Origin of the sequence: Wolbachia endosymbiont (group A) of Apoderus coryli (assembly GCF_947251615.1) — a bacterium.
Classification (GTDB): domain Bacteria; phylum Pseudomonadota; class Alphaproteobacteria; order Rickettsiales; family Anaplasmataceae; genus Wolbachia.
In genome coordinates, this window is record NZ_OX366367.1 from 1,442,162 (window position 1) to 1,462,052 (window position 19,891).

25 protein-coding genes and 2 pseudogenes are annotated in these 19,891 nt (G+C 35.0%); 14 read left to right on the plus strand and 13 right to left on the minus strand.

Annotation, left to right across the window (positions count from 1 at the left end):
* Window positions 1–15: 15 nt before the first annotated feature.
* Window positions 16–234, minus strand: a complete 219-nt coding sequence (locus OPR43_RS08440; protein ID WP_265034735.1) for a WPE palindromic element domain-containing protein — start codon at window positions 232–234, stop codon at window positions 16–18.
* A 2-nt stretch (window positions 235–236) separates the two neighbouring features.
* Here OPR43_RS08440 and OPR43_RS07535 point away from each other — a divergent pair, with 2 nt between their 5' ends.
* The 5 genes from OPR43_RS07535 (at window position 237) to OPR43_RS07545 (ending at window position 2,761) form a co-directional block, all read left to right on the plus strand.
* Window positions 237–1,016 carry a hypothetical protein gene (locus OPR43_RS07535; protein WP_265034540.1) on the plus strand — a complete coding sequence of 260 codons (780 nt, stop codon included), beginning with the start codon at window positions 237–239 and terminating at the stop codon, window positions 1,014–1,016.
* 56 nt (window positions 1,017–1,072) lie between these two features.
* On the plus strand, window positions 1,073–1,237 hold the full coding sequence (locus OPR43_RS08315; RefSeq protein WP_353285420.1) for a transposase: 165 nt from the start codon (window positions 1,073–1,075) through the stop codon (window positions 1,235–1,237).
* A 169-nt stretch (window positions 1,238–1,406) separates the two neighbouring features.
* On the plus strand, window positions 1,407–1,559 hold the full coding sequence (locus OPR43_RS08320; protein ID WP_353285450.1) for an IS4/Tn5 family transposase DNA-binding protein: 153 nt from the start codon (window positions 1,407–1,409) through the stop codon (window positions 1,557–1,559).
* Window positions 1,560–1,747: 188 nt separating this feature from the next.
* Entirely contained in the window at window positions 1,748–2,227 is a 480-nt protein-coding gene (locus OPR43_RS07540) for a hypothetical protein (protein WP_182365498.1), read from the plus strand.
* 75 nt (window positions 2,228–2,302) lie between these two features.
* Window positions 2,303–2,761, plus strand: a complete 459-nt coding sequence (locus OPR43_RS07545) for an IS4 family transposase (RefSeq protein WP_265026145.1) — start codon at window positions 2,303–2,305, stop codon at window positions 2,759–2,761.
* Here OPR43_RS07545 and OPR43_RS07550 read toward each other — a convergent pair.
* Window positions 2,746–2,973, minus strand: a complete 228-nt coding sequence (locus tag OPR43_RS07550) for a transposase (RefSeq protein ID WP_265034736.1) — start codon at window positions 2,971–2,973, stop codon at window positions 2,746–2,748. The genes OPR43_RS07545 and OPR43_RS07550 overlap by 16 nt on opposite strands.
* A 167-nt stretch (window positions 2,974–3,140) precedes the next feature.
* Window positions 3,141–3,488: a transposase gene (locus tag OPR43_RS07555; RefSeq protein ID WP_265026143.1), complete on the minus strand. Its 348-nt coding sequence runs from the start codon at window positions 3,486–3,488 to the stop codon at window positions 3,141–3,143.
* Between the two features lie 79 nt (window positions 3,489–3,567).
* On the opposite strand from OPR43_RS07555, the gene OPR43_RS07560 reads away from it, so the two are divergent.
* The 6 genes and pseudogenes from OPR43_RS07560 (at window position 3,568) to OPR43_RS08570 (ending at window position 8,915) form a co-directional block, all read left to right on the plus strand.
* Window positions 3,568–3,873 (plus strand): head-tail joining protein, encoded by a 306-nt coding sequence (locus OPR43_RS07560; protein ID WP_265026142.1) that lies wholly within the window; start codon window positions 3,568–3,570, stop codon window positions 3,871–3,873.
* A gap of 99 nt (window positions 3,874–3,972) precedes the next feature.
* A complete protein-coding gene (locus OPR43_RS07565; protein WP_265034737.1) occupies window positions 3,973–5,178 on the plus strand; it encodes an outer membrane protein assembly factor BamB family protein in 1,206 nt (401 codons plus the stop codon).
* A 95-nt stretch (window positions 5,179–5,273) separates the two neighbouring features.
* A complete protein-coding gene (locus OPR43_RS07570) occupies window positions 5,274–5,693 on the plus strand; it encodes a phage tail protein (RefSeq protein WP_265034738.1) in 420 nt (139 codons plus the stop codon).
* Between the two features lie 204 nt (window positions 5,694–5,897).
* Window positions 5,898–6,413, plus strand: a complete 516-nt coding sequence (locus tag OPR43_RS07575; protein ID WP_265034739.1) for a hypothetical protein — start codon at window positions 5,898–5,900, stop codon at window positions 6,411–6,413.
* Window positions 6,398–7,699, plus strand: coding sequence for a group II intron reverse transcriptase/maturase (gene ltrA, locus OPR43_RS07580; RefSeq protein ID WP_265034740.1), 1,302 nt, complete (start codon window positions 6,398–6,400; stop codon window positions 7,697–7,699). The genes OPR43_RS07575 and ltrA overlap by 16 nt, the downstream gene beginning before the upstream one ends.
* Window positions 7,700–7,806: 107 nt before the next feature.
* Window positions 7,807–8,915: pseudogene (locus OPR43_RS08570) on the plus strand (IS3 family transposase).
* Window positions 8,916–8,958: 43 nt separating this feature from the next.
* Here OPR43_RS08570 and OPR43_RS07600 read toward each other — a convergent pair.
* The 4 genes and pseudogenes from OPR43_RS07600 to OPR43_RS07615 form a co-directional block, all read right to left on the minus strand.
* Window positions 8,959–9,406: pseudogene (locus OPR43_RS07600) on the minus strand (transposase); the annotation flags it as partial.
* Window positions 9,407–9,603: 197 nt separating this feature from the next.
* On the minus strand, window positions 9,604–10,989 hold the full coding sequence (gene purF, locus OPR43_RS07605) for an amidophosphoribosyltransferase (RefSeq protein WP_265035709.1): 1,386 nt from the start codon (window positions 10,987–10,989) through the stop codon (window positions 9,604–9,606).
* 26 nt (window positions 10,990–11,015) lie between these two features.
* Window positions 11,016–12,119 carry a rod shape-determining protein RodA gene (gene rodA, locus OPR43_RS07610; RefSeq protein WP_265034742.1) on the minus strand — a complete coding sequence of 368 codons (1,104 nt, stop codon included), beginning with the start codon at window positions 12,117–12,119 and terminating at the stop codon, window positions 11,016–11,018.
* 53 nt (window positions 12,120–12,172) lie between these two features.
* Window positions 12,173–13,639 carry a proton-conducting transporter transmembrane domain-containing protein gene (locus OPR43_RS07615; protein WP_265034743.1) on the minus strand — a complete coding sequence of 489 codons (1,467 nt, stop codon included), beginning with the start codon at window positions 13,637–13,639 and terminating at the stop codon, window positions 12,173–12,175.
* Window positions 13,640–13,703: 64 nt separating this feature from the next.
* Here OPR43_RS07615 and OPR43_RS07620 point away from each other — a divergent pair, with 64 nt between their 5' ends.
* The 3 genes from OPR43_RS07620 to virB9 all read left to right on the plus strand — a co-directional run bounded on the left by OPR43_RS07620 (window position 13,704) and on the right by virB9 (window position 15,446).
* Window positions 13,704–14,018, plus strand: coding sequence for an NADH-ubiquinone oxidoreductase subunit NDUFA12 family protein (locus OPR43_RS07620; protein WP_264705331.1), 315 nt, complete (start codon window positions 13,704–13,706; stop codon window positions 14,016–14,018).
* Window positions 14,019–14,020: 2 nt separating this feature from the next.
* A complete protein-coding gene (gene mlaD, locus OPR43_RS07625; protein WP_265034744.1) occupies window positions 14,021–14,476 on the plus strand; it encodes an outer membrane lipid asymmetry maintenance protein MlaD in 456 nt (151 codons plus the stop codon).
* Window positions 14,477–14,663: 187 nt separating this feature from the next.
* Window positions 14,664–15,446, plus strand: a complete 783-nt coding sequence (gene virB9 / locus OPR43_RS07630) for a P-type conjugative transfer protein VirB9 (protein ID WP_265026132.1) — start codon at window positions 14,664–14,666, stop codon at window positions 15,444–15,446.
* Between the two features lie 11 nt (window positions 15,447–15,457).
* On the opposite strand, the gene OPR43_RS07635 is transcribed toward virB9, so the two are convergent.
* From OPR43_RS07635 to der, 6 genes are all read right to left on the minus strand, one after another.
* Window positions 15,458–16,054 carry a ribonuclease HII gene (locus tag OPR43_RS07635; RefSeq protein ID WP_010082329.1) on the minus strand — a complete coding sequence of 199 codons (597 nt, stop codon included), beginning with the start codon at window positions 16,052–16,054 and terminating at the stop codon, window positions 15,458–15,460.
* Window positions 16,055–16,060: 6 nt separating this feature from the next.
* The gene (mraY, locus tag OPR43_RS07640) at window positions 16,061–17,041 is read right to left on the minus strand and encodes a phospho-N-acetylmuramoyl-pentapeptide-transferase (RefSeq protein WP_265035711.1); all 981 of its coding nucleotides are present in this window, start codon (window positions 17,039–17,041) and stop codon (window positions 16,061–16,063) included.
* Window positions 17,042–17,083: 42 nt separating this feature from the next.
* Window positions 17,084–17,311, minus strand: coding sequence for a hypothetical protein (locus OPR43_RS07645; RefSeq protein ID WP_264705335.1), 228 nt, complete (start codon window positions 17,309–17,311; stop codon window positions 17,084–17,086).
* Window positions 17,312–17,483: 172 nt separating this feature from the next.
* The gene (locus tag OPR43_RS07650; RefSeq protein WP_265026130.1) at window positions 17,484–18,026 is read right to left on the minus strand and encodes a demethoxyubiquinone hydroxylase family protein; all 543 of its coding nucleotides are present in this window, start codon (window positions 18,024–18,026) and stop codon (window positions 17,484–17,486) included.
* Complete coding sequence (locus OPR43_RS07655; protein ID WP_320157464.1) at window positions 18,001–18,522, minus strand: disulfide bond formation protein B; 522 nt, start codon at window positions 18,520–18,522, stop codon at window positions 18,001–18,003. Before OPR43_RS07655 ends, OPR43_RS07650 begins: the two co-directional genes overlap by 26 nt.
* On the minus strand, window positions 18,519–19,844 hold the full coding sequence (gene der, locus OPR43_RS07660) for a ribosome biogenesis GTPase Der (protein WP_265034747.1): 1,326 nt from the start codon (window positions 19,842–19,844) through the stop codon (window positions 18,519–18,521). Before der ends, OPR43_RS07655 begins: the two co-directional genes overlap by 4 nt.
* Window positions 19,845–19,891 lie beyond the last annotated feature (47 nt).

A 19,891-nucleotide genomic window follows, 5' to 3' on the forward strand; every position in this document is an offset into this window, starting at 1 on the left:
GTGCAATTATGTACACTAGCTCATAACTGTATGAACATTGCAATTTGCATGGCAGATTCCAGTGCTTGACACTGGAATCCAGCTTTTGATCGAAAATGTTGCATAGTGCACAATCAATTTTTCTGGATCCCAGTGTCTGGGCACTGGGATGACATCATAGGGGCGCTGGGCATAAGTGTTGAAAGTAACACAAAAAAGACATAAAGAACTATTATTGCAAGAAAAAGGAGGCAATAATGGATCAAATAGAAAGAGTACTAAATTTAATAAAAGATGAGGATTTAGAAAGGCTAGGAAAATTAAGTGAAGTAGATAAATGTAATACTAAATTGTTGGGCAAGATTATATTTAAAGGTCTAATGAAGTTAATATTAATGGGGCAAAAAACAAGCCTAAGAGCGCTAGAAATGGTAATAAACAGGTGTATAATGGATAAGAATAGCGATAAAAGTACAGTAACATACAGTGGTTTGTCAAAAAGGTTAAAAGTTATAAATCCAGAATATTTTAAGGGAGTATATATTGATTTGATGAGCAAGATTAAAAAGCTATTACCCCAAAAAACATCAAATAACTTACATAAGTTTGATTCGACGATCATAAATTTATCGGGATATCTCATAAAAGATGGGCTAAAAATAGGCGGTAAAAGTAACGACAGTCAAGTTAAAGTGAGTGTAGGATTAAAGGATCAATTGCCGACAAGTATAAGATTTTGTAAAGGACAAGAAGAAAGTAGTGAAGATATAGCATTAGTGAGAGCAATTAATGAAGCTAAAGTTGAAAAAGAGGATATTTTATTATTTGATAGAGGAATCAGAAAAGTTGGAACTTTTGCCGAATTTGATGAAAAGGAGTACAAATTTATCACAAGAGTTAAAGTAGGAAGAAAACATGATGTTATAAGCAGGAACAAAGTTATAAGAGAACAAAAATCGGATGGATCAGAGATTTTAGAAGATATAATAGTTAATCTTTATCGTGCACGAGGTAAAGTGGCAATGATCTACGGCTAATAAAAATCAGAAATAAAATTGGAGATGAAATATGGTTTTTGACAAACTTGTTTGAAATGCCAGCTTATGAAGTAACAGAGCTATATAGGCGCAGATGGGATATAGAAGTGTTCTTTAAATTTATAAAGCAAAATCTTGGATATAAGCACTTTTTAAGCCATACTATGAATGGCATGAAGGTGTATATTTACATGATCTGCTTTGTTATTTCTTGTTTATAAAATCAAAAATAATCTACATGGGTTCAAAATAGCATTACTGCAATTCACATTGGATCTAAATGACTCTTTTATACGTTCGATTGTTTTACTGTCGGGAGGTAATTTACATGCCGTTGATCATCTCATATCACGTTATTTTTGATACTTTCAACATTTAAGGGATAAATGGCTGGAAAGAGAGTTAAAACACATTAATTTGGGAGATATAAGGCTTAATAAAAGACTTATAAAAACAAGTTATTGCATAGAGGGTAAGGCATCTGGTTCAATTAATCAAAGCTGTAGTGGGTGGAAAGAAGCTAAGGGTGCATATAAGCAATGAAAAGCTTGAAGATAAGGAAATTTATTCTTCCCATTATAAAGAAACTAAGGAAAGAATAAAAGGAAACCAGTTGGTATTTTCAGTTCAAGATACAAGTTATTTGGATTTTGACTCTCATATAAAGACCAAGAGACTAGGCAGTATTTCTAAAGCTTATACAAAGCATAAAATGGGTTTACTGTTGCATAGTGCCTAGCAAAGACGGATTACCTTTAGGTCTATCTTCCCAACAATGTTGGGCGCGTTCTATTAGGGAAGAAGAAACGGCACAAGAAAAAGCAAACAGAAAATACCGTACCTCCATAGAAGAAAAAGAAAGTTATAAGTGGATAACAGCTCTCAAAGAAACTATAAACAACCTTCCTCCAAATGTACAACTTGTTACCCTTGGTGATAGGGAAGCAGACATCTTCAAATTTTTATGGGTGGCTGAGACGTTAGGTAGTTTTTATGTAATCCGCAATCGAGCTAATAGAAGATTTATCTGTACTGAAGTCGGAAAAACAGATTTGCAAACACGCATCACTCAACTGCCAGTAAAAAAGAAAATTTCTCTAGAAGTTACTAAAGGTGGAAACCAGAGATCAAGGAAAGCTAATATTGAAGTTAAGTATATGAAAGCCTATCAGATCTTCTTCCATTTATGGGTCAAAAGATACAATACATAAAATAAGTCCCTGTATATGTGGTAAGTGCAAAAGCTCCTGATGGATTGGAAGCTGTCGACTGGACTCTACTAACTAATGTACCATACTTTAGATGCCATAGAAAAGATAAATTGGTATAAGCTAAGATGGAAAATTGAAGAGTATTTTAGGATTTTAAAATCAGGATGTAAGATAGAAAGCTCTCGCTTAGCTACAAAAGAAAGATTACAGAAGTTAATTGCTATAAAAAGTATAATCGCGTTTAAAATTTTATATTTGACAAAAGTGGCTTTATCAAATCCCATGGAAACTTGTACTAAAATTTTAAGCAACGAAGAGTGGAAGGTCCTTTACATGCGTGAGTATCGGGTAGCAACATTACCCGAAGAACCTCCAAACATAAAACAAGCTATTATTTGGTTAGGAAAATTGGGTGGATTTATGAATAGAAAAAGTGATAATTTACCAGGGTCTATGACTCTATGGCGGGGCTATGAAAACCTTAAGGAGAGCATTGTTATGCTTCACATCATAACCTCTCAAAATTGTGGGTAAAAGTAAGGATTTAGATCAGGTGAATATGTTGGAAGATAAAGCACATGACAGCCAAAAGACTCTATTAATGACTTTGTTTTGGGAGTTTTATGGAATGTAGCATTATCCATAACTATAGTTGTACCACGCTTTAACTGTGGCAGTAATATCTCACGCATTAAATACTTCTTTCTCCCGTGAAAGTTTATTGGTGCAATGAACTTCTCATCCACCTATTATACTCACTCTTTCCCGCTTTTTTCCTGGAACATCAGCATACATTTTTTCTCCTCTTGGAGCTCGTGCATATTCTCGGTATAGTCTATTATCAACTCCTGCTTCATCTATATATAAAATGCTACAGTGGTCTATTTTTGAGACTTTATCGATAAATTGCTGCCTATCTTCTTGATTGCGCTCTTGATAGAATGTGACTTTTTTTTAAGGTTATTTTTAGCTGTCTTAACCTATACCAAATTGCACTGATCCCAAAGCCAAGGTTTTGTTTCATTTCTGCTAGTGTGTGATCTGGGTGTTTTTTAACATAGTCTGCAAGTATTTTTGGGTCTATTTTCCGAATAAAACCAACACTTTTTGTCGCTCTGAGATCTTGACCAGCAGACTTCTTTTTCAGCCATCTATATAGTGTTGCTATTCCTATCTCAAAAAGCTCTGCAACCTCAGTCTTTGACTTTCCTTTTTCTACCAAAGACACTGCTTTTTTCCTTAAATCTACACTATATACCATCACTTTTCCTATACACTAAAAAGTATATTATACCTTTATCATTCGCTTTTGAAAGTACTATAGTACATAAAAGAACAAGATGCAAGAAAATATTAAAAGGTTATTGAAAGATTGTTTTGCACATTTAGGAGAGCAAGCTTTGTATGAGTCAAAGGATAAGTCATATATGGTGCAGATATTAAAGCAACAGCCGGATAAATTATACGAGATCGGTGAAGGACAATTTGTAGGGGAGATGTTGATTTTGGAGGTGAGTGTCTTTGATGTATTGCAGCCAGTAGTAGGAGATACTTTTGTTATTGGTAACCGTAGATACAAAGTACATTCACCGCCGCTCAGGGATAATTCAGGAATATTGTGGAAAATAAACGCAGTGAGAATGTAAAATGGTTTTTCGTGTTAAAATCAAAACTAACGATAGTGAAATTGTTCAATATATCGTATCTTTAATGTGTATATAAAGTGATCTTTCTAGAAAAGTTTTATGAAACTAGCCATTTTTTTTATTGCTTTCTTATTGAGCACAAGTTGTGTTATTGCAAAAGATGGGGTAGAGCCTAGCTTAGAAATAAAAAATAAATATAGGTGTCACCCGTGGAATAATCCAAGTAGAGAGTTTTCTCAAGGTTATATACAACCAATTCCTATACACGAAAGTTATGAGCTAATTATTGGTGGTGATGGGGTATTGTACAACACAGGGTGGTACTGGAAGGATGTAGATTTATCTGGTAGTCATAAAACAATTGGTAGAATGAGTGCTACTTGCAGTGAATATTGTAGAGAAATTTACTTAGCAATAGATAATGTGCTATATGCAATAAATAGAGATAATACACAATATGAAATAAATGAAGACGCAGTTATGTGGAAAAAGGAGTTAAAGTCTTTGGTGAAAGGAAACCCTACAATTTTTAATGATAGAATAGCAATTTTGACTGTAGATAACTATTTATACATGCTGAACATAGAGAATGGTAATACAAGCTGGTTCTATCATATGTCTAATGGTAGTAATCAAATGACAAGATCAAATTACATATCTCCTGTGGTTATACACGATAAGCTAATAGTTCCATTTTCAAATGGAGAGTTAGTAGCTTTTGACAAAGATGGGAAAAAGTTGTGGTCTTATAAGTTACCTTCTACAAATATTTTAGACACTCAGCTTGCAGATATCACAACTACTCCAGTAGTAAAGAATAACACATTAATAGCTACAAACAATTCTACCATTGTTGCGATTGATATAGGATCAGGAGATCTTTTGTGGTTAAAGGCCATGGAAGCAAAAAATATCAGTGGTGGTGGGATTATGCCATGGCTGTACCCCGATGATATAAATGGTAACGAATTTTTTGTAGTAAACACAAAGAATGAAGTTATGAAAGTTGCAATACCTGATGGTCAGATAATTTGGAGTACTAACTTAGTGGTGAATGATGAGCTAAATGATAAACTAAAAGACACATATTATGCTAGACCGGTGATAGATGGAAAATTATTTATTGTGAGCAATAAGGGAATCATGTTTCTATTAGATGAGAAGTCAGGCATGATAGAAGAGATAGTCAGCATTCCAGAAGATGTGTATCATACGCCTGTAACTGATCTTGCAGTTGGGGATTACTACTTTACAACTGAGAAAAAAGGTGTGTATAGCTGCATTGATCCAAATATCAGCAGATGAAATATTGCAGGTAATAAGGAAGAGATGTGCCATAGGTAGCACCACTTAGGGACAATTCAGGAGTATTGTGGAAAATTCAAGCGTCAGGGGTGTAGATGCGTATTAACATCGAAGTCACCGATAGCATCGAAAAAGTTATGCAAAGCATAGATGCTGAAAGAAGAAAAATAGAATTAGCAACAGTGAGAGCATTAAACAAAACAGCACTATGGGTAAGATCGCAAACTATCAAACAAGTAAGCGAAGAAAAGCAAATACCAAAAAAAGCAATGAGAAAAAAGTTAAGTGTGGATAAAGCAAATAGAAAGCGCTTATGGTCGGTAGTAAAGCTCAGTTCCCAGTGGATAGGAGTTGCAAAACTTGGGAGTATAAAACAGACAAAGAGAGGAGCAAAGGTAGGGAGCCGTACGTATGAAGGAGCATTTATAGCAACAATGAAAAATGGTCATATAGGAATCTTCAGACGAAGGTATACCACGTCTTTGCCAATAGATGAAATTAAAGTAAACACGTAAGCTCGGGAAATAATGAAAGAGTTAGTTGATAATGAAGTAGAAAGAGTATTTGAGAAATATTTTCAGCAGCAGATAGATGTTTTGGAGTAATTTACATACAGCAATCTGTAATAAGTTAAAGGAAGTGACCTTACCCAGAAAAAGTAGAGAGAAAGTTAAGACGTTTTTGGAGTAAAATAAAACGTTTTTTCAAAGAGGTGTAATATGAGTGCGCCAAGAAAAGCGTTTAGAATACAGTTGGTGAAAGTCCAACCTAGGCAAAGTTTAGCCAACAGCCTAGAACAGACTATTATGCTGCGTAAGGTAACGAGCGTAGTAAAGCTAATGGAATGGACAATACAGGGTGCAACGAAAGTGAAGGTATTGAGTCCCGAAATGCCTGATGTCATAGAGGTCGACATTTTTCATATAATGGAAGACAGCATGAAGGGTAACGATAAGGCAAGTTATCACTCACTCTATCGGGATCGGAGGCCGCGTCATGTATTGAAATGGATTCCAAATGAACTTGGGAGATCCTTTGTATTCCTGCTAAGGTACGTTGGAACAAGCCAGCAAAGGCAAGGACTAATGGAAGATACAAAGGAAGTCGGACTGATTGATAGTACTCAGAGTGTGGGAAAGCCACATACAAGGGGAAGCGGTCAGCAATATAGTAACTGGTATAGGGATTGTAATACCAATACAACAGAGATTGGAGGAATATGCAAGGAAAACTAAACCAGATAGCGGTAAGAGCAAAGCAAGATAAGCGGTTAAAATTTACATCGCTAATACATCTGATCAATGCAGAAAATCTTGCTGAGTGTTATAGGGAACTAAAACGTAACAGAGCTTGCGGTATAGACCAGGTGACAGTGGAGGTATATGGAGAAAACCTAGAAGAGAAACTTAAAACGCTAGTAGATAGTATGAAGAGAAAGCAGTACCAACCGCAGCCAGTGAAAAGGGTATACATACCCAAGGCTGGAAGGGAGGAAAAACGCGGACTCGGAATACCGTCAACAGAAGATAAGTTGGTACAGATAATGCTAAAGAAGATATTAGAAAATATTTATGAGGCAAATTTTCTAGACAGCTCATATGGTTTTCGACCTGGCAGAAGTTGTCACCAAGCGGTAAATGCACTAAATAAAGCAGTTATGTACAAACCAATTAACCATATTGTAGAAGTTGATATCAAGAAGTTCTATGATAATATTCAGCATAAATGGCTAATGAGATGTTTGAGAGAGAGGATAACTGACCCAAACTTGTTGTGGTTAGTAAAACGATTTCTCAAGGCAGGAATAGTTGAAGCTGGACATTATAAAGCAACCGAACAAGGAGCACCTCAAGGGGGAGTAGCAAGCCCGGTATTGGCAAATATATATTTACACTATGTGCTAGATCTATGGTTTGAAAAGAAATGTAAACCAAGATCTAGGGGATATATGGAGCTGATTAGGTATGCAGATGACCTTTTGATTTGCTGCGAAAATGAGGAAGATGCGAGGGAACTTCTAGAGTTGCTAAAACAACGGTTAAGAAAATTTGGATTGGAAATATCTGAAAATAAGACAAGGATAGTAAAGTTTGGAAAGAAGGAATGGCAACAGTCAGTAAAAGAAAAACGAAAGACGGAAAGTTTCAACTTTCTAGGATTCACGCATTATAGAGCAAGAAGTCGACATGGCAGACTGATTATGGGGCATAAAACCTCAAAATTAAGCCAAGCTAGGAAGCTTAAAGGAATCAAAGAATGGCTGAAAATGGTCCGTAACTACATTTGTCTCAAAGACTGGTGGCAAGTACTCAAAGCTAAACTAATAGGACACTATAACTACTTCGGGATTAGCGGAAATTATCGATGGCTAAATCAATTCTTTTGGTCAGTAAAGAAGCTAACGTTTAAGTGGATAAACCGGCGTAGTCAGAAAAAGAGCATGAATTGGGAACAATTTATACACTATACACAAGTCAATCCACTACCAAAGCCAAAAATATGTTTTTCTTTATATACATAGGAGTATATCGTGAACGCTACTATTGTGGAGCCGTGTGCAGGAAAGCTGCAAGCACGGTTCTTATGGGGGAGTCATAGAAATGAAACTCAATCAAGAGGAATAGGGCTATGACTTCTACCAAACCAAATAGAAGAGAATATACAGCAGAATTTAAATTGGAAGCTGTTAAGCTGGTTAAAGAAACAGGTCAAACAAGTACAAAAATAGCAAAAGATCTAGGTATAGATGGCAGTATGTTAAGTAAATGGGTAAGAAAATATGATGGAAAAATGTCTGGAGCATACGCATTTCCAGGCAAAGGAAAACTAGCTCCTTATGACAAAGAAAGATTTGATCTAAAAAAAGAGTTAGCAAGAGTAAGAAGAGAAAGAGACATTTTAAAAAAAGCCCTGGGATATTTTGCCAAAGAAAAAGAGTAAAATATTCTTTTATAAAAGAGCATAGAAATTGCTATAAAATACAGGAACTATGCAGGGTTTTGTGCTGGTGGTTATTATAAATGGATTGCTAAAGAAAAAAGCAATAAAGAATTAGCAAGGGAAGGACTTCTAGCAGAGATTCAAAAAAAGCATCTAAATGCAGATATGGAGCCCCTAAAATCCATAAAAGCTTTAGGCAAAAATTATAACATCAAAACAGTGCAAAATGTTATGCAGGAAAATGACATTATAGCCAAACTTAGACGAAGATTTAAAACTAAAAAACAACCAAATAATATGGTTATTGCTCCTAATATATTAGATCAAAATTTTATCACTGAGCAACCAAATAAAGTATGGGATTACTTATATAAAAACCAAGGAAGGTTGTTGGCAGCAATAATTCTCACGCATGGTAGTTAATGAGTCATACAATGACAAAACAATTAATTGTGGATTCTTTGCTTATGGCTGTTAACAAACGCAAACCCCCTGAAAATCTACTGTTACATAGCGATCAAGGGTCACAGTATACCTCTCAAAATTACCAATTTCTATTGAATACAAAAAACATCATTTCCAGCATGAGCCATAAGGGCTGTTGTTACGATAATTCTGTTGCAGAAAGCTTCTTCAGTTCACTCAAAAGGGAGCTGCTTATTGATATTTCTCAACATTCTGCTCAACAAACTAGAACTGCCATATTTGAATACATAGAAATCTTTTATAACAAACAACGTAGACATTCTACTATTAACTATTGCATTCCTGCACAATTTGATGCATCATTCTCATGACAAAATCGTCTTAACTTTCTCTCTACTTTTTCTGGGTAAGGTCAGTTTGCTCACCCACATTCCAGGCCGCAAGGCGAGCACTACAAATCAGCGAAGTACATAAATCAACAAACAAATTGCCAATGGTGCCTATTGTTCCATTTGGTTCAAATTCGGATACAATTTCTTCAGAGCTGAATACCAGAACCATCTGCTGCAATAAGCCTATAGCCTCTCCAGCTCAGGCTCATCTTGATAGGCTGTTTGGATGCTTAAATTCTTTAAAACCTGTATTTATATCTTGCTTTAGAAAAAGCTTGCTTTGAGGGTGGAACTTAATGAGCTCACATTCTATTCCTAAACTTTTCTTAATTAACTTTAAAATCATAGAAAATACTGTCGTAAAAGGAAGTTTCCTTGTTCGTGTGAAACTCAACACAATGGATTCTCTGAAAAGCTTTCGAGTATATTATATTTTTAATTTGTAGAATAAGATTTTTTCCTTTTTGCATGTTTCACCTAAAAAGGACACATTTTAGACTTCTTTGTTGAAATAAAACAGAAACAAAAGTGCTGTTTATTGCAGCTTTTGGGTAATTTAATGGTAAAAAATTTAGAGAGAAGTTTTATACACAATCACTGATATTTTCCCTTAAGTTGACGCCATTGGCTGAACGGGTACAATTGAGCTTCAGTGATCTTGTGTAGACTATTTGCCAATCGGATAATCACCAGTGAAACAAGCATCACAATATTGTGGTGTAGCATTGTTACGCTTTTCTGCTTTAACAGCCTGATATAGTCCATCAATACTCAAGAAGGCTAGGCTATCTACTCCTATAACTTCCTTAATTTCCTCTACAGATTTATTTGCAGCAATTAAATCTTTGCACTCTGGCGTATCTATTCCATAAAAACAAGAATGCTTAATTGGTGGGCTTGAAATTTTGAGGTGAATTTCTTTTACTCCTGCATCCTTTAACATAACTATTATATTTGTTAACGTACTACCACGCACTATACTATCATCTATTAAAATTATGTTTTTACCCTTTAAAATGTGCTTATTAGCGTTGAATTTCAATTTTATTCTAACTTTACGTACTTCAGCGGTTGGTTGTATAAAAGTTCTTCCTATGTAATGATTACGAATTATCCCCAGTTCCATAGGTAATCCTGAATGTTCTGCGTATCCAATAGCTGCAGGTATTCCAGAATCAGGTATTGGTACAATCATATCCACATTGTTTTTTGGTGGACTTTCCTTCGCAAGTATTCTTCCTATTTCTTTTCTTGTATCGTATATAGACCTATTCTCCATTATGCTGTCTGGTCTTGAAAAATAAACGTATTCAAAAATACAAAAACTTGATTTTTGCTGTGGGAAAGGAAACATTGAGGCTAGCTTACTATTCGAACTGATGGTAACTAATTCGCCTGGTTCTATTTCTCTAACAAATTCTGCATTTACTATATCAAGAGCACAAGTTTCAGATGCAAGAACGTAAGAACCGTTTAACTTTCCTAAAACAAGAGGCCTGATTCCAGACGGATCACGTACTCCAATAACTACTTCTTGATTGATTGCCACAAAAGAATAAGCACCTTGTATTTGCTTTAATGCATATATAAAACTCTCTAAGAAGCTATCTTTTTCACCGCTTGCTGTCAGATGCACTACTACTTCTGTGTCAATATCTGACTGAAAAACGCACTCTTGTTTAATTAATTGTTCGCGTATCGGAGAAATATTAATTAAATTACCATTATGTGCTATGGCAAAATCCCCAAATTTGCCACTTTTGCCAAGCATGGGCTGCACCCCAAATTTACTACCACTTGTTGAGTATCGAACGTGACCTATTGCACAATCTCCAGGCAAGGATTTCTTTATTTCATCTATATCATCAAAGACGCTGCTCACTTGACCTTGAAAGTGATAAGAGTGCAGCTTATCGTTGTTACTGGTTGCTACGCCAAAAGACTCTTGACCTCTATGCTGCAAAGCGTGGAGAGCAAGTATAGAGTTAAATGCAGCATCGTTATTGCAGCTTATACCAAAGACTCCACATTCTTCGTGCATTCCACCTAGCATAACAACTATTAAGTTAAAGTTTAATTTTACTTTAGCATAGGTGAAATACAAGCATTTTGTTGTTCATCTGCTTTTATCGCCAGCAATAGCCCTATACATATTAAGCTTGCAGCAGTTGTACTTCCTCCATAGGACAGAAATGGCAATGGGTCGCCTATCACAGGCAAGAGGCCTATTGACATTCCGATGTTTATAAAGAAATGAGCACTAAAAAAGGCGAAAATTCCGATAGATACTAACTTAGAAAAATAATTTTTCGACCTATAAGCGATAGAGAAAATTATTCCAAGTAATGAGGTATAAAGCAAAATTAAAGCCATGCTACCTAAAAAGCCCCACTCCTCACTCAGCACTGCAAAAGCAAAATCTGTACGCTTTTCCGGCAAAAATCCAAGTTGAGTTTGACTTCCGTTAACAAAGCCCTTACCAAGTAAACCTCCTGAACCAATAGCTATCTGAGATTGCTGCGCATTATAACCTATCCCAAGTGGATCCACTGATGAATCCAAAAACGACAATATCCTTTGCTTGTGATAAGGACGTAAAAAAGGCCAAATAGCCGGTACTGCAAAAATGCCAAGAGTTCCACATATTACTGAATGAGATCTTTTTATTATTGCTGTGAATATAATTGACATCCCTATAAGTAACATTATTACAGCTGTGCCTAAATTAGGTTGCTTTAACACCAAGAACACGGGTAAGAAAATAATTATAAGTGCCTTAAGCAATCTTTTAAATTCCATCATTTTATACACACTCTGCTTATCAAAATAGCGAGCAAGCACAAGTATTAAGCCCACTTTTGCAAATTCTGATGGTTGCAAACTAATCGACCCAATTCTTATCCACCTCGTCGCACCCATTATGTGTGAGCCAAAAAAATTTACTGCTAATAGCGAAATCGTTGCTGCTATATAAAAAAAGTAGGCGTGCTTCAAATAAAAATCTAGTTCTATGAATGACATAGCTATAGCGAGTAGGAAAAAGAAGGAGAATATGACCAGTTGGTGAATCGCAAATGGCACCCACTTTCCTCCAGCAGAAGAGTATTGAACAACAATGCCAACGCAAAACAGAGCTATCACGTTAATGACTAACAACCAATGAATCTTCTTCAGCCTATCCACAATAAAGACCTTATAACCTTAAAGTATAGTAAAATATGAAACAAAGATAAAAATCAAAAAACCAACTTCTCAACTACTAACCGAATTGAAGTGCTATATATTCCAGTTACTACTGTTAAAGCTGCCATAAATAATAGACAGAAAAGCATAGGAAATGGCACATCATTAATTTTGTCCGGTGTCATTCCAGTGCGTGACGTTGCATCATCTTCAAAATACATTTTCTCTACCATCTTCCACATATATATCAATGCAAGGAAAGAGCCAGCAGCAAATGTTACAAGGGAAATCCACGCATGAGATTCGATAATTGCTTTCATTATATACCACTTGCTTACAAAGCCATTTGTTAAAGGCACACCGATTAATGCTAAACTGAGTAGAGTGAACGCAAGTGCTGTATAAGGCATTGATTCCTTGAGTCCCGATAAATTCTCTATTTTTGTTGTATCAAATTTGTAAGAAATACATCCTGCAGCCATGAATAAAGATGTTTTTATTATGCTGTGGTTTACTATGTGAAGAATTGCTGCAAATACACCTGTTTTTGAGTTAAAACTCAGTGCTAAAATTATATAACCAATTTGGCTAATACTAGAGTGAGCAAACAGTCTTTTTATGTCTTTTGCGGTTATTGCAAATATCGACCCAAATACAATAGCGCAAAGTGCGAGGATAATTATCACATTGTCCAACAGCGGCTTAAACAAGAAAAAATTTTGTTGGAAAATGGTATAAAAGATTCTGATGAAAACATATATCATCACTTTAGTTACTGTGCCTGAAAAGAATATGCTAATGAAACTTGGTGCCTCACTATATGCATTAACCAGCCACCTGCTTAATGGAAATAGTGCCATTTTGATTGAGAGACCAACAAAAATGAACAATGTGCCAAGTTTTATGATGTTATTATCGTATAATGGCACTATTCTCTCAGCCATGTCAGACATATTGAGCGTTCCTGTCATGGAGTACAAAAGCCCGATGCCAAATAAATAAAATGTTGCGCCTATTGTTCCACTAATTAGATATTCAAATGCTGCAACTAGAGCTTTCTTATCCCTTCCCATTGAAACTAATACATAAGAAGAAAGAGATGAAATTTCCAAAAAAACATAAAGATTGAATATGTCGTTTGTTACTAAAATTCCGAATAGTCCGCTTAAGCACAACAGAAATAGAGAGTAAAAACCAGTGATTTTGTTTTTGCTAATTTCTTTTTCGTTAATATAAAAGCTATAAAGCACACTAATCAGCGCTATAAAATTCACCAAAGTTAGAATCAAGGAGTTTAACACGTCGATTCTTAACTCTATGCCGTACGGAGGAGCCCAATTTCCAAGGTGATAAGTTATAATCTCGCCTTTATATGTTTTAATGAGTAGTATCGATGAAATGATAAGAGTGATTGTTGTTGCAATAAAAGAAATAAACCAAGACACCTTGTGTTTCTTGGCAAGAAAGCAAAACATTGATGCAATTATTGGTATAATAACTTGTAAAATTGGTAATTGCATTAAATTGTTGTTAATATATCGTTAAAGTATTAGTATATATAATACTTTTTGTTTTAATACCCTTATGTTATCTAAAGTTTGTAATGCAATAAAACGCCTATTACGAAGAGAAGATAAATTTGTAGGAAGAGATGAAAATGGAAATTCTTACTATGAATCAAGTAAAGGGAAAAGGTGGGTTATATATAGCAGTGTCTCTGAGCCTACAACAGTGCCTCCGGAATGGCATATATGGCTTCACTATACTGATAATGTAGTACCAGTTAATAATAAAAAAAGAAAAGTAAAACATACTCCTAATTTAACGGGTACAAAAGATGCATACTATCCAAACCAAAAAGTGAAAAATTACTATAAAAGCTGGAGTCCTGATAACTAAAGATGCGAAGGTCAAATATACTTGAAATAACCGCTGGATTATTTGTATTAATTTTTACTATTTTTCTGATTTTCTTTGCTATTGATAAGCTATCTTACATAAAGAAAAACTATAAGGATTGCAATAAAATATATGGTCTTTTTGCTAACGCTAACGGTATAGGAGTTGGTGATAGTGTCAAGATCTCTGGTGTGGACGTTGGAAGCATAACTGGTGTATCACTTGATAAAGCTACCTACGTAGCACGAATCGATATGTGTATAAGCAGAGACATAAAATTGCCAATTGATAGTTCAGCTCTGATCACTAGCAGTGGAGTTGTTGGTAGTAAATTTGTTAATATATCACCTGGGTCAGATGCTAAACTAATTTTGAATGGTGGTAAAATAGAGCATACTCAAGCTGAAGCAAATATGGGTGGAATAATGGACAAAATTATTGGTATGTTTACGAAGTGAAAATGGCAGGATTCCAAGTATATCCGTTTAGGTGAAGCCTCCTGTAGTTCTAAAGTATTTAAGGAGTTTGCCTTATTTCTTGCCTTTTCTACCGCTTGCTAACCTATAATTGGGGTTTATAGTATAGCTTAACAGTTGCAGTGCATGTCTATCAATGATAAAATGAAGATTAATTTATTTTGATATTATGATTGGTTTACTGTTTGCCGTACTGTTGTTCCTCTGTGGTAGTGATGCACTTGCAAAACAGGAGCCACGTTCAATAGCTGGAGATGATCACATAAAGGTGATAAATTATAACCCACAGGCTATACATAAGTATACGGGTTTTTATGGTTATCAATCCAGCATATTGTTTGAACCAGGGGAGGTAATACAAAACCTTTCAATGGGTGATTCAACTGGTTGGCAACTCCTTCCTCAAGGTAACAGATTGTTTATTAAGCCTATAGATGATATTGCCGATACTAACGCAACTATAATTACCAATAAAAGAGTTTATTACTTTGAGCTTCATGCTGAAGAAGCAACTGGACTAGATGATCCAAGATTAGCATATGAAGTAAGGTTTCTTTATCCACTATTTAGCAGTGATGAGATTTACACAACAAATAACGGTGATATCTTCGAACAAGCTAGTCATAACATTATTCCTGATATAAACGACATTGAAGTTGTAAAGAAGGGATTAAATTTTAATTATTCCATCTCGCACGTTAAAGGCAGTCAGTCAATAATACCAATTAAGGTTTTTGATGATGGAAAATTTACATATCTGCAATTCAATAAAATAAACTCTGATTTCCCGGCAGTTTTTATGGTTGATTCTGCAGGGTATGAGTCTTTAGTAAACTTCCGTACAGTTGACGACTACCTGATAATCGAAAGGGTGAGTTCAGTGTTTACCTTAAGGAATGGATCAAGTACAGTTTGCCTATTTAATGAAAATGCGCCTTTCAAAAAAGGGTGAGTGATTAAAGGCTATAATGCCCGAGATATGGGTGCAAAATTTTTTCTATGGTGTTCTGTAATTCCATAAAGGCCAATAGCGTTAAGGTGCTCTTTTGTCCCATATCCTTTATTTTTATACCAATTATATTCAGGATGCTTATTGTGCAATTCTTGCATAAGCCGATCTCTCGTAACTTTTGCAACGATTGAAGCTGCTGCAATTGATGTACTCAAATTATCACCATTTACTATGGATTTCACTTGCCATTTCACTTCAGGTGGTTGATTACCATCAACTAGCACATAATCTAATTCTAGGTCCAAGTCTATTAACGCACGTTTCATTGAAAGTTTTGTTGCTTGCAAGATATTGTATGAATTTATTTCTTCTACGCTTGCCATTCCTATACCAAATTTTGCAACGGATGTTATTTTTTCATATAGGACTTGCCTACATTGAGGAGTCAACTTTTTCGAGTCGTTGATTCCATCAATAATTGTATTTCTATCAATAAACACTACGGCTGCGGATATTACTGGACCAGCTAGCGGACCTCTTCCAACTTCATCCACTCCTGCTATCACTCCTGATAATTTATTTTCTAATGTAAAGTCTGGGTATTTCATAGGTTTTTATAATAAGAAAGTTATAGTAAAAACTGAACAGATAATAGAAATTATCCAAAATTTCATAACGATTACATTTTCTGACCATCCCTTCTTCTCAAAGTGATGATGTATTGGTGCCATAAGAAAAACTCTTTTTCCTTCTCCATATTTAAACTTTGTATATTTAAAATATGATATCTGAATAATTACAGATAGAGTCTCTATTACAAAGATTATTCCAATAACGGCAAAAAGCATTTCTCTTTTAATTAGGACACTAATTAACCCTAAAGCTGCGCCTACCGACAAGCTACCAACATCACCCATAAATATTTTTGCTGGATGTGTGTTAAACCACAAAAAACTTAGAATAGCTCCTATAAATGCAATGCAGAATAAAGTAATATTCATATCTGCTTGAGTTATGTATGCAATTAGCCCCAAAAAAGCAAAGGAAGTGATGACTTGAGTTGCAGCAAGGCCATCCAAACCATCTGTGAGATTCACAGCATTAGAAGAGCCGACAATTACAAACGCAGCGAATGGGACATATAGATAGCCAAAATCAATTATTACTCCTTTAAATAGGGACGTTTTTGTAAAACCTTCAGCAGAGTATAGCTTAAGTATAAACACACCAACCAGAGCAACAATAAACTGAATAAGTATTTTGGTTTTTGCACTTAAACCTCGATAGTGATTTGTCTTCAATTTTAAATAATCATCAATAAATCCAAGTAGAGCAAAAAATAGAGTTGTCAATATCAGCAGCAAGATTTCTGGTGTTAACTGAGCCCAGAGTAAAATTGGTAATAAAGAAGAAATCAGTATTATTATTCCGCCCATAGGTGGTACATTCTTTTTTGTTATTAAATGACTTTCTGGTCCACATGATCTAATTGGTTGCCCATCTTTACTTATTTTTTTTAGAAGCTTTATAAAATAGGGAAAAAGAATAAATCCAAAAACAAATGAGGTAAAAAATATTTTTGTAGCTAAGATCATCTGCTTATTTAATTGACTAAGTATCATACCATCTGGGTAAGGTCAATAATCATCTCCTGCTTTTTCTAGCTTTAATTGTAGTCCTTGAGATAAATTGGTTAGTACGCCGTTCATCGGATTGTGTCTAAAGTTAGATATGACAAAATGATCCTTATCGAAAATGTAAGATGTGAAAGGTAAGTTAATTCTTTCTTCGTTATTTATTTTGACAGCTACGAGCTTACTTCTACCATCACAAGCAGTATCTCCTGGTTCTAAATTAAAACGCACTTTTATCCCTCTTTAGTAATCTATACTCTGGATGTAGTTAATTTACAAATACTAATTATTTATTAATAATGGTGATATGTAAATATAGTTATAAAGTAACTGTTACACTTGAATTTCTTCCTGGTTTCTGTTGTCATCAGAACATTAAACACACTTTAAGAAAGCTGCTTAGTTAAATTAACTTGGACAAGTAAATAGCAGCTTTGCAGCCTGTTTTTATGAATGAAGATAAAATGTTGTAGCCAAATGCGCTTTCAGCATTGTGCTGAATTGCAATATCTCTGTGCTCTAACTCCTCGTCACGAAATTTACTTATAGTTTCTTTTAATTCTCCATCTTCTAAATGTGAAACTTGCTCTCTGTAGTGCTCCCCTATAACTTCTTCAACTGCAGCAGTGCAAGCCATAGCAGCTTTTTTGCCCATAATGGCAGTTGCAACGCCAAGCGACATTCCTAACACACGCCAAACTGGCAACAAAACAGTAGGACGAACTTTTTGCTCCTTGATTTTCTCATTAAAATAGTGAAAATGCTTTTTTTCCTGCTCTTCCATTTCAATTATTTCATTGATTATAGAAGATTTTTTAAGAATAAATTTTTGACCAGAATAAATGCAAATAGCTCCATATTCTCCAGCATGATTTACTCTAATTGCTTGTTGCAAGAACCGATTGTTGCTGTACCTTAAATTATTTAGATTTCTTTCTTTCTCCACAATACACTTTACCTGATACGAACAGAGCTACTATGAGATAAATTAGATTCCATGTTGCTAGGGAAACACCTAGAACGTAATGAGGTCTGTCACAAGATGGAGAGTAATTAGGGTTTAACAGATTATTTCTTAACTCTTCTACACTAGCGTTACTACTTACTTGCTCTGTGCATCCTAAAATGTCATGAAACCAATGAAGTTCAAGGCCTACATGGTAAAAAGATATTATTGCACCTACGAGATAACTGCAAAACATTGCATAGATTAGAATTTTGTTGTTTTTAAGCATGCACGCTACTGCAAGTAATCCAGCGATATAGTAAACTATTCGCTCGTATGTACATAACTTGCATGGCAGCATGTTGAAAAAATATTCTAGCACATATGCAAAAATTAGAGCAAAAGCACTTGATAGCAGAAAGACTGTAGGAATTCTGGAGTTATTACACATAACTTTAAGTAAATTATCCCTGAAAGTATAAAGCAGAGTATTCATTTTGCATAGGGATTTTTATTTTTTTTCAAAAGTAATCTGACTGGCACGCCTTCAGCAAAGAAATTTTTTCTAAGATCATTAATTAAATAGCGTTTGTAACTTTCATCAACACTTTCAGGTATGTTACATATCAAAGAAAAAGCTGGAGGTTTAGTACCAATTTGAGCGATATACTTCATTTTAACTGCTTTGCCTTTTACAAGCGGGTGAGAGTGCCTATCTAAAGCTTCAATTAGCCACTTATTCAGTTTTGCAGTGCTGACTTTCTTGTTCAAAGATTCACTCACTTCAAGACACTTATCTACCACATCACCGCAGCGCATACCTTTTAACGCAGAAATTGTTATAGTTGGCACTCCCAAGAATAACCGAGTCACTTCCTGTTGTTTGACAAATTTTATTAATTTACTTCTGTCATCTTTATTTATTAAATCCCACTTATTTAAAACAACGATAATCCCCTTTCCTCCTTTGATTGCAGCTTCACCAATTGATAAATCCTGCTGCTCAATACCAAGTAGGGAGTCTAGCATTAAAACTACCACATGAGAGCGCTTTATTGATTCTAAGCTTTTCTCAACAAATCTTGATTCTAATTTATCTGTAACATTAGCCTTTCTGCGGATTCCTGCGGTATCGATGAGAGTAATTAGCTTTCCATTATGATCGTATACAATATCTAAAGAATCACGTGTTGTGCCTGGCTCTGAATTCACTATTACTCTGTTTTCTGTAAGCAAGCTGTTTAAAAAAGTTGATTTTCCGACATTTGGACGACCGATGATTGCAATTCTAAGTCTGCTGGATTCATTTTCAAGTAGTTCAGTGTCCTCATTTAAATCTTCAATAACACCAGCTAGTGCATCATAAAGATCAACCATACCAAGATTATGTTCGGCAGAGATGTATACCGGGCCTATAAAATCAAAAAACTGCAAATAATCAACATTTTCAGACTTATGACTCTCGCATTTATTTGCTATGAGGATTACAGATTTATTCATTTTTCTCTTCAGCCACTTTGCAAGTTCTTTGTTTTGCTCATTTTGCACTTTTGCGTCAACAAGAAAGAAAATGACATCTGCACTCAATAAAGAAAATTCTATTTGCTCAATAACTTGCAGTGAAAAACTAGTTTGGTCGTTCCATCCTCCTGTATCTATAACTTTAAACTCTAAATCGCTAATTCTGCCTATTCCTTCTCTTCTATCTCGTGTAACCCCTGGAATATTGCTGACCACCGCTGCTTTTCTTCCCACCAATCTATTAAAAAGAGTTGATTTACCAGCATTTGGTAGGCCTACTATAGCGATTTTTAGCATAATTCAAGGGCATGTTCTATATGAAGTAAATTATAACCGAAACTTTT